Raw genomic sequence first — 214 nt, 5'->3', positions numbered from 1 at the left:
GACCGCGTTCGAGGTCATTGAGTTCACCCTGGACGAAGGCCTGTCCGAGGGCTACTGCCTGACGCTCGAACTGGCCAGTTTTGATCCGGCCATCGACTTCGGTCAAGTCCTCGATCAGTCCGCGCACTTCACCCTCTGGCAGGGCGGTGTGCCGGTGCGCCACGTCTGGGGCCTGGTCTCCGCCTTCGAGCAGGGCGCCACCGGCTTTCGACGC

General features: G+C 65.4%; 1 protein-coding gene. It reads left to right on the top strand.

Annotated features, from left to right (window positions below; genetic code table 11):
* A partial coding sequence (locus PVZ80_RS00155; protein WP_273863271.1) for a contractile injection system protein, VgrG/Pvc8 family occupies positions 1 to 214 on the top strand: 214 nt, incomplete at both ends.

The organism is Pseudomonas sp. B3G-3 (genome assembly GCF_028640915.1).
GTDB lineage: Bacteria > Pseudomonadota > Gammaproteobacteria > Pseudomonadales > Pseudomonadaceae > Aquipseudomonas > Aquipseudomonas chlororaphis_I.
The sequence above is the reverse complement of the archived record's forward strand: the minus strand, read 5'-3'. Positions and strand labels throughout refer to the sequence as shown.